Annotated in this window: 7 protein-coding genes; all 7 read right to left on the minus strand. The window is 42.0% G+C overall.

What is annotated here, in order from left to right; genetic code table 11:
• On the minus strand, positions 1-1,364 hold a 1,364-nt coding region (locus tag LD39_RS04315; protein WP_035543249.1), incomplete at its 3' end, for an AMP-binding protein.
• A gap of 21 nt (positions 1,365-1,385) precedes the next feature.
• The gene (locus LD39_RS04320) at positions 1,386-2,528 is read right to left on the minus strand and encodes an acyl-CoA dehydrogenase (protein WP_035543251.1); all 1,143 of its coding nucleotides are present in this window, start codon (positions 2,526-2,528) and stop codon (positions 1,386-1,388) included.
• Between the two features lie 69 nt (positions 2,529-2,597).
• The gene (locus LD39_RS04325) at positions 2,598-3,230 is read right to left on the minus strand and encodes a TetR/AcrR family transcriptional regulator (RefSeq protein WP_035543252.1); all 633 of its coding nucleotides are present in this window, start codon (positions 3,228-3,230) and stop codon (positions 2,598-2,600) included.
• A 161-nt stretch (positions 3,231-3,391) separates the two neighbouring features.
• Positions 3,392-5,851, minus strand: coding sequence for a DNA topoisomerase IV subunit A (gene parC / locus LD39_RS04330; RefSeq protein WP_035543254.1), 2,460 nt, complete (start codon positions 5,849-5,851; stop codon positions 3,392-3,394).
• Between the two features lie 15 nt (positions 5,852-5,866).
• Entirely contained in the window at positions 5,867-7,822 is a 1,956-nt protein-coding gene (gene parE / locus LD39_RS04335) for a DNA topoisomerase IV subunit B (RefSeq protein WP_035543256.1), read from the minus strand.
• A gap of 283 nt (positions 7,823-8,105) precedes the next feature.
• A complete protein-coding gene (locus tag LD39_RS04340) occupies positions 8,106-8,729 on the minus strand; it encodes a TetR/AcrR family transcriptional regulator (RefSeq protein WP_035543258.1) in 624 nt (207 codons plus the stop codon).
• Positions 8,683-9,957 (minus strand): MFS transporter, encoded by a 1,275-nt coding sequence (locus tag LD39_RS04345; protein ID WP_035543260.1) that lies wholly within the window; start codon positions 9,955-9,957, stop codon positions 8,683-8,685. The genes LD39_RS04340 and LD39_RS04345 overlap by 47 nt, the downstream gene beginning before the upstream one ends.
• Between the last annotated feature and the right edge of the window lie 268 nt (positions 9,958-10,225).

The raw sequence follows: 10,225 nt of genomic DNA on the forward strand, positions 1-10,225 counted from the left end.
TCAATTTCTCGAGGGTACACATTTTCTCCACCCCGGATAATCATATCTTTGATCCGGCCGGTGATCTCCACATATCCTTGATCATCCATGACCGCAATGTCTCCTGTGTGGAGCCAGCCATCAGGATCAATGGCAGCGCTCGTTGCTTCTTCATTCTTATAGTAGCCTTCCATAACAAGGTATCCTCTTGTACAGAGCTCACCAGGGATGCCTTCTTTTACTTGCTCTCCGGTGGCAGGGTCAATGATTTTCACTTCCACATTCGGGTGTGCTTGACCGACGCTGCTTACGCGTAAATCGATCGGGTCATCGGCTTTCGTTTGAGTGATGACAGGTGAAGACTCGGTCTGTCCGTAAGCAATTGTGATTTCTTCTGCACCCATATCTCCGATGACACTTTTCATCACTTCCATTGGACAAGTGGAACCGGCCATGATCCCGGTTCGAAGAGTCGAAGGCTTCAATTCTTCATAATCCGGATGATTCAGTTCTGCAATGAACATCGTCGGTACACCATGTAAAGCTGTGCACTGTTCTTCTTTCACTGCCTGAAGGACTTGTTTCGGGTCGAATTGTTCTAAGATTACCATCGTCGACCCTTTCGATACGGCAGCAAGAGTGCCGAGCACACATCCGAAGCAATGGAAAAATGGAACCGGAATGCATAAACGGTCGTCTTCTGTAAGCCGCATGCAGTCAGCCACCTGGTTTCCATTGTTGACGATATTATAATGGCTTAACATGACCCCTTTTGGAAATCCAGTCGTTCCTGATGTATATTGCATATTGATGACATCACGATAGGACAAAGATTCTTTTCTCACGTTCAGTTCTTGGTCACTGATCGTCATTCCCATGTCGAGAAGATCCTGCCATGTATAGCAACCCGCATAAGATTTCTCACTTAAAACCACAACATTTTTCAAAAAAGGCAGCCGTTCGCTTTGCAAGTCTCCTTTTTCAGAAGTCTCAAGCTCTGGACAAATCTCTTTTAAAATATCAATGTAAGATGTCCCTTTAAATTCTTCTGCAAGAATCAAAGTGGAGGCATCGGACTGCTTCAGAAGATACTCGAGCTCCTGGGCACGGTAATTTGTGTTAACAGTAACTAAAACGCCTCCCATTTTACCGGAAGCAAACTGAGAGAGCAGCCATTCGGGTTTGTTATCCGACCAGATGGCGACATGCTCACCTTTTTCAATCCCCAGGGACATCAGCCCTTTTGCTGCTTCATCAGCCATCTTATTAAATTCAGCGTAAGATTTCCTCAAATTTTTCTCAGGATAGATGAAGGCCTCGTGATCAGGGAAGGATTCGGCCTGCTTTTCTAATAATTCACCAACTGTTAGTTCTAATAGGGACATCATTGAACCTCCTTTAAATAGTTAGCACCCAAGCTGACGGGCAATGACCATGCGTTGAATTTCAGATGTACCTTCACCAATTTCAAGCAGTTTCGCATCACGTAAAAATCTCTCTACTTCGTACTCCCTCATATAACCATATCCACCGTGAATTTGAATGGCTTGATTGGCAGATCGGAAAGCGGTTTCAGAAGCGAACAGTTTCGCATAGGCCGATTCTTTCGTGAAATTCTTGCCTTTGTCTTTCAGCCAGGCTGCTTTCAGTACCATGTTTCTTGCAAGCTCTACTTCCATTGCCATATCTGCGAGCTTGAACTGGATAGCCTGAAACTTAGAAATCGGCTGTCCAAATTGTTTTCTTTCTTTTGCATACGCTAGAGCTCGATCTAATGAAGCCTGTGCAATTCCAACGGCCAGAGCCGCAATGGAAATGCGACCGCCATCTAACGTATAAAGAAATTGTTTGAACCCTTTACTGGGATCACCGAGAATATTCTCTTTCGGAACTTTTACATCTTCCAAAATAATTTCAGAAGTGTTGGATCCACGGACGCCCATTTTGTCATAAGGACTTGTGATTTTCATTCCAGGAGTATCTTTAGGGATGATGAAGGCTGATATAATGTTCTTTCCATCGTCTCTTTTTCCTGAGACCGCTGTAACTGTAATGGAGCGGGCATATTCAGCATTGGTAATCCAACATTTTTCTCCATTAATTACATAATGATCACCTCTTAATTCGGCACGAGTCTTCGTTCCTCCTGCATCTGACCCAGCATTCGGCTCTGTTAGACCAAATGAAGCCAATCCTTCCCCTTTGGCCAGCGGCACCAAAAATTCACGTTTCTGTTCTTCTGTACCAAAATAATAGATAGGGCTTGCGCCAAGTGAAACAGCTGCCGCGTAGCTTAACCCTGTTGAACCGCATACGCGGCCGATTTCTTCTACAGCAAGTGCATAAGTGACGGTGTCCCCACCAGATCCCCCGTACTCTTCAGGGAAAGGAATTCCTAATAGACCGAGCTTACCCATTTCTTTGAATAAATCATCAGGGAAATCAGCATTCACATCAATATCGACTGCACGCGGCCGAATGACATCCTCTGCAAAGTCACGTACCATTTTTCTTGTCATTTCTTGTTCTTTGGTTAATTCAAAGTTCATAAGATTCCTCCTCAAGAATTAAAGACCGACTGGTTGGTCTGTTCAAATTCAAAAAAATAATGTAAGCGTTTACTTTACATTGTAAAAAAAAGGAACATGTAACATATGATTCAGATATTCATCCGTTGGGGGGCCGGGAAGCAGAAAGCGCAAGATCAAATCTGTGAATACATCGGCAATTTCATCGATGGAATATTTTCCATCTCTCCTGTACCATTTATAAATCCAGTTAACCATCCCGAGTATGGCCATGCCTGTAATTTCATGAGGCAGTTCTTTCCGAAATTGTCCTGATTGCTGACCTTCTTGGATGACGTCAAAAACCATGGTTTTAAACACATCACGTTTATGCTTGATTTGCTCTTCATAAACCGGCTTCAAATAATTACTCTCCTGGTAAAAAACAGAGATATGTGGCTTATACAAATCAAAAACGCCTACAAAGGACTGGACGATCGATTGGATTTTTTCTACGGGAGATGTGTGAGTGACGTTCGCAGCCTGAGCTTCTTTTAATACGTATGTAATAAAGGTGTCATGAATCACAAATAAAAGTTCTTCCTTCGACTGAAAGTGATGATAAAAACCGCCTTTAGAAGTATGAGAAGCTTCTACAATTTGATTCACGGTCACTCCATGAAACCCGTGGGATTCGAACAACTCAAGAGACGTCTGAATGATTCTTCCCCTTAAATCTTTCATACATCATCCCCAATCTGCTGAATATAGGTTCATTTTATCATAGTTTTCAGAAAATACAATCGGATTTTTGGAAGCGCCTTCCTTTGTCCCCTGCAAACGATTCTGCCACTTTGTAGTTAAAAAAACAGCTCTTTTGATCAAAAGAGCTGTTTTTGAATCCTTCATTCTTGTTCTGTTTGTTCTGAATCGAAAGGTTTTTCGTAATCTGGTTTGATCCATGCCTCTGTCACTTGACCCTGTTGATCAGTGTCCATGACATAGGATCCGTTGCTATATCGGTCATTTGCTTTGAAATCCATCGTATTCACAATCGTCGTTTCTTCTTTATTTGTTCTAATGACGACTTGGTCATCTCGTCTAGCAAGATGTACATCAACCAGCCGATGAGGATTCTTTTTCAATTCTCGCAGCATGATTACTCCGCGTTTAGCACGAGAAGACGGTTCAAATTCCTTCAGACGCATCCGTTTGACCGCTGCCCTGTGGGTTGTTAACAAAATTGATGGATCTTCAGATGCATCGAACACTTGGCCAGAAACAACTTCTTCTCCATCTTTTAAGTGGATCGCTTTCACGCCAGCAGCCCGTTGTCCTACGGCATTGACTTCTTCTTCTTTATACCACAATCCATAGGCTTTATTTGAGGCAATAAACAGGTCAGAATCGCCATTCGTTAAATGAATGTCTACGACTTCATCATCACCCTTCAAATTGATGGCAACTAATGCCTTCGAATGTCTTTGCGCTTGATAAAGCTTCAATTCGCTTTTCTTCACCATTCCATTCTTCGTAAAGAATAACAAGTACTGGTCCGTGTCAAAGTTTCGAATCGGCAGCGCTTCGACAATAAATTCATCTTTTTCCACTTGAACAATATTCGAAATATATTGGCCAAGATCTTTCCAACGAATATCCGGCATCTTATGAACAGGAAGAAACAGATACTTCCCTAGGTTTGTAAATAGAAGAATGGTATCCGTCGTGTTCATTTCATACAGCCTTAAAAGATGATCTCCGTCTTTCAAAGCGAAATCTGTACCATTTGATGCTGCATATGAACGGAGGCTGGTTCGTTTTACATAACCGTCTTTTGTAACAGAAACAAGGACATCTTCACTTGCCACTGTAACCTCAAGGTCGACTTTCAATTCTTCTACTTTTTCTTCAATGTTCGTCAAACGAGCATCATTATACTGCTTTTTCATCGAACGAAGATCTGATTTAATCACTTTCATCAGTTCATTTTCATTTGAGAGAAGCTTCTCTAATTCTGTAATTTGTTTCTGAAGTTCACTGGCTTCTTTTTGAAGAGCGGTAATGTCCGTATTCGTTAAACGGTATAACTGCAATGTAACAATTGCTTCCGCCTGTTCTTCCGTAAACTCATACTTCTTCATGAGCTGATGTTTAGCATCCTGCTTATCCTTGGAACTTCGAATCGTTGCAATGACTTCATCCAAAATACTGATTGCCTTAATTAGCCCTTCAACGATGTGCGCACGTTTTTTGGCTTTATTTAAATCATAAATCGATTGACGTGTGACGACTTCCTTTTGGTGAAGGATATAGGAATCGAGCATTGTCGGTAGATCTAACAACTTCGGTGTTTTTTCGTGAATGGCTACCATATTGAAGTTATAAGAGATCTGTAAATCTGTATGCTTATACAAATAGTTGAGGACACCTTCACTGTTCGCGTCTTTTTTCAGCTCAATGACAACACGTAATCCCGTTCGATCCGTTTCATCACGCACCTCAGAAATTCCTTCCACTTTACGATCGATGCGGAGTTCATCCATCCGTTTCACCATCGTCGCTTTGTTTACTTCAAAAGGGATCTCGTCGATAACGATTTGTTCACGACCTCCACGTTGCTTCTGAATTTCCGCACGTCCGCGAAGAACGATTTTGCCTTTACCTGTTTCATAAGCTTTTTGAATGCCGTCGACACCTTGTATGATTCCGCCCGTTGGAAAATCAGGGCCTTTCAGCTTCGTCATTAGTTCAGGGACGGTCGCCGCAGGTTTGTCGATTTTCATGATAACGGCGTCAATCACTTCACCTATGTTATGAGGAGGAATCTCAGTGGCATAGCCAGCAGAAATTCCTGTTGAACCGTTAACAAGCAAGTTAGGAAACTTTGCTGGTAATACGGTCGGTTCATCAATCGTGTCATCAAAATTAGGGATGTGATCAACCGTTTCTTTTTCAATGTCCCTTAGCAGCTCTGAGGAAATAGCGGAGAGCCTTGCCTCTGTATAACGCATTGCTGCAGGAGGGTCACCGTCCACACTCCCATTATTTCCGTGCATTTCGACAAGTGGCTTACGCACTTTCCATGTTTGACTTAAGCGTACCATCGCATCATAGACGGATGTATCCCCGTGTGGGTGATAATTACCGATAACCGTACCTACTGTTTTTGCCGATTTACGATACGCTTTGTCATGCGTGTTTCTTTCTTGATGCATCGCATACAAAATACGACGCTGTACTGGTTTCAAACCATCTCTTGCATCGGGAAGGGCGCGTTCCTGAATAATGTATTTACTATAGCGACCAAAACGGTCCCCAAGCACCTCTTCTAATGGTAAATCTAAAAACTTTTCTGCCTCAGCCAACAGAATATCCCCCTTTTACGCTTGAATTTTGTCGTTTTCTAGTATGTTAGCCTCGTCTTCCAGCCCAAAAGCGACATGGGATTCAATCCATTTACGGCGAGGTTCAACTTTATCACCCATCAATGTAGTTACACGACGTTCAGCTCGAGCAAGGTCATCAATCGTGACTCGGATTAACGTGCGTGTCTCAGGGTTCATCGTTGTTTCCCATAGCTGATCCGCATTCATTTCACCTAAACCTTTGTAACGCTGGATGGAGTATCCGTTCTTAAACTCTTTCAGTAGCTTTTGCATGCCTTCGTCATCCCAGGCATACTCTGTTTTTTCTTTCTTCCCTTTTCCTTTAGAAACTTTGTATAAAGGTGGAAGCGCGATGAATACCTTGCCCGCTTCTACGAGTGGTCGCATGTAACGATAGAAGAACGTAAGGAGAAGAACCTGAATGTGGGCTCCATCGGTATCTGCATCGGTCATGATGACAATCTTATCATAGTTGCAATCCTCTAAAGTGAAGTCCCCTCCGACACCGGCACCGATCGTGTGGATGATCGTGGAAATTTCTTCATTCTTAAAGATATCTGCAATTTTAGCCTTTTCTGTGTTGATCACTTTTCCTCGCAAAGGAAGGACAGCTTGAAATTTACGATCACGTCCTTGCTTTGCTGAACCGCCGGCAGAGTCCCCCTCGACCAAATATAGTTCATTTTTTTGAGCGTTTTTGGACTGTGCAGGAGTCAGTTTACCGCTTAATAACGTGTCTTTACGTTTTTTCTTTTTCCCTGACCGTGCATCTTCACGTGCTTTTCGAGCAGCTTCGCGCGCCTCTTTGGCTTTAATCGCTTTCTTAATCAGCATCGATGCAACATCTGGATTTTCTTCTAAGAAATAAGACAATTGTTCAGCCACGATGGCATCAACGGCTGACCTGGCTTCTGATGTCCCAAGCTTACTTTTCGTCTGACCTTCAAATTGCAAAAGCTCCTCAGGTATTCGAACTGAAATAATCGCTGTGAATCCTTCTCTAATATCGTTTCCTTCAAGGTTTTTCTCTTTATCTTTCAAAAGCTGTGCGCGTCTGGCATAGTCATTGAACACTCTTGTGATAGCCGTTTTGGCTCCAGACTCGTGAGTTCCTCCATCTTTCGTACGAACATTGTTAACAAAAGATAAAATATTTTCAGAAAAACCATCATTAAATTGAAAAGCAAAATCAACTTCAATCTCTGAGTGACTTCCTTCAAATGAAACCACTTGGTGAAGAGTATCTTTTTCTTCATTAAGATAAGATACAAAAGATTCAATTCCATCATCATACTGATAGCTCTCTTTTTCTTTTTCTTCACGCTCGTCCACTAAATTAATCCGGAATCCTTTTAGTAAGAATGCCGCTTCTCTTAATCGTTCCGACAACGTTTCAAAATTAAACTTCGTGACGGAAAAGATCTTCGGGTCGGGTTTAAAGCGGATCGTCGTACCGGATTTTCTTGTCGCTCCTTGATGCTCAAGTGATGTAACCGGGACTCCTCCGTTTTCAAACCTCTGGTAATACTTCTCTCCATCTCGGCAAATATGGACTTCTAACCATTCAGATAATGCGTTAACAACGGATGCACCAACCCCGTGAAGACCACCACTGGATTTATAACCACCTTGACCGAACTTTCCTCCCGCATGGAGGACGGTTAAAATGACCTCTGGTGTAGGCTTTCCTGTTTTATGCATTCCCGTTGGCATCCCTCTGGCCTCATCCTGGACGGAAACACTGCCATCTTTATGAAGAGTAACTGTCATTTGCTGCCCAAATCCCGCCAATGCTTCGTCTACTGCATTATCGACGATTTCATGGACTAGATGGTGAAGGCCTCTGTGATCCGTAGATCCAATATACATCCCTGGACGCTTCCGCACAGCCTCCAAACCTTCTAATACTTGTATGGAATCATCTGAATAAGTTTGATTTTGTTTCGACAATTTACCATCGGCTCCTTTCTCGTCAACACCATCTAACACAATAATAGAACAAACGTTCGTATGTGTAAACGTTCAAATAAAAAATATCGCTTGTTATATTGTAGCGATTTTATATGGTTTCGCAAACATAAATCTTCCAAAAAACATGAAAAATCCCTTTTTACATAGGGATTTCAGCGCCTTCAGACCAATATCTATCTCTATTTTAGCATAATTTTTTCAACAAACTTTCAATAGAACTCCTATGATGATAAAAATGATGGGGCTTTATCGCCCCATCATTTCATTCCTCTTCCACTTCAAGAACTGCCTTCAAGTAGTCTAAAAGTAAGGTCGATTGTTCTTTCAATTGAATTTCTTCTTTTGGCAGAATCGCTCCATCGAGAGACAATCCGTCAATATAAGAGATAATCGAACGAGCAATTAATCCACTATCGTATTTTTGGCTGAACTCTCCTGATCGCTGACCCGCTTCGATCACATTTGCATAAAGTTTGAGCCCTAATTTATACCGTTTTTGTCCATATTCTCTCCTACGGTGGTCATTTCTGCCCGTTATGAAAAATTCCAGGTTACTAGGAGCCATTGGATCCATTTCATCGTCAGGTTCTCCGTTCTCACCGAAAATTTTCTGTTTTAGAAGCTTCCAATGAGAAACGACTTCCATCTCTAGGCTTTCATCTGTTTCAGAGACAGCTTTTGATAAATCTCCCTCTAATATCGCTTCATATAAATCTTCTTTATTAGAAAAATATTGATACAACCCACCGCGACTCACCTCTGCCGCATCCATGACGTGTTTCATCGTCGTTCGCTCATAACCTTGCTGGATGAATACTTGTTTAGCAGCTTCCAAAATTTTAGCTCGTCGCTTCCTTAGGTGCTCCCTGCTTACTTTCGGTGACATCAACTTTCCTCCGTGCGAATTTATTTCTGGTTAAGTATCCAACCAGTGCCAAGATAATTAATAATGCTGCGGTCGTGATAAATGTCGGGATGACTCCAATTGTCATTGATAACCATCCCCCTAATAATGGGCCAACAATGGTGGCAGTGGTAGTAACGCTGTTAATGACACCAAATACTCTACCGGTTAGGTGTACAGGGGTATCAACTTGTATAGATGCCTGAAAAGGAACAAACGTCAAACCTGCAGAGAATCCGGCAGTTAATCCAAAACCACAGCCCCAAAGGATAGAAAACCCTAGATCTAAATGTGTAAGTACTCCCATCATACCAAAGCTGGTTCCTATTCCACAAACGCCAGCCAGCATAAGAGGATAAGGTTTATAATTCGTCTTCTTAGCAAGAATCCATCCGGAAATAAACATGCCAACGCCCGCGGAAGTGACCAGGTATCCAAATAAGTCTGGAGAAACGGAAGTTAATTCTCTTAAAAGGACGATGATTTGAGAGTCTGAGAGTTGCAGTATGAGAAGACTGATTCCGAGCAAAAATAAACCCATAAGGATAAAATGATTAGATTTGATATAGGAAACACCTGTTAAAAAGTCTTCTTTAAAAGAAGACGATTGCCTGTTATCACCGTTACATCCTTCCCTCTCTGTATAAGTGGAATGAGGAAGCATGAGAATAAATAACCCTGATAGAATAAAAGTAATTGAATCTATATAAAAAACCGTGCTTGCACTGAACGCCGCCACTAATATTCCACTTAATAGAGGGCCAATGATCTTTGTACTTGAATCAATCATTGAAGTAATCGACATTGCGCTCTTCATATCATCTTCATGAACCAACTCTTTCAATTTCCCGTTTTTAGCCGGAATAAATAAGGCTGAGAACGTGCCGATGGCTAACAAACAAGCATAAATGACAAACAGCGAATCAGCCACTGTAAGGACAAAGATCAAACAAGCACGGACAAAATCGGAAAAAACCATTAAAGTCTTTCGGTTAAAGCGGTCAGCTAACGTGCCTGCAACAGGACCTAGTATTGCCATCGGCACGGCCAAGCATAAAATGATGAACGAAACCTCCATTGGCGACGCATTCCATTTCAAACCTACAAGTGTAATAATCGCTATAACACTCAGCCAATCTCCAATGCTTGAAATGGCTTGAGAAACCATAAGTGTAAGGTATCCTCGATTCTTTTTTAGTCCTTTTTGCAAGTAAACCGCCCCCTATAACGACATCAGTGTCGTTTTATTTATATTCATTATATCGACATTAGTGTCGTTTTTCAACCTCTTTTTTCAAAAGGGTTGAGTAAACACGTTGAAAATGGATCAATCAACTATTCAGCATTAGTGCAGGATTGTGGAAGACTTGATTTCGAGATAATCGGGATTCGTTGCCATATTGAGGTTCAGGGTTGGTTGGTAAGCAGCTCGTCCAGCTGCCACGCCCAGACACTCGCGTCATAAGCAGAAAATCAAC

It is taken from the genome of Halobacillus sp. BBL2006 (assembly GCF_000786645.1).
Taxonomy (GTDB): Bacteria; Bacillota; Bacilli; order Bacillales; family Halobacillaceae; genus Halobacillus.

Coding starts and splice junctions, on each gene's coding strand:
- LD39_RS04320 (WP_035543251.1), bottom strand. CDS start 2,528: ATGAACTTTGAATTAACCAAAGAACAAGAAATGACAAGAAAAATGGTA.
- LD39_RS04325 (WP_035543252.1), bottom strand. CDS start 3,230: ATGAAAGATTTAAGGGGAAGAATCATTCAGACGTCTCTTGAGTTGTTC.
- LD39_RS04340 (WP_035543258.1), bottom strand. CDS start 8,729: ATGTCACCGAAAGTAAGCAGGGAGCACCTAAGGAAGCGACGAGCTAAA.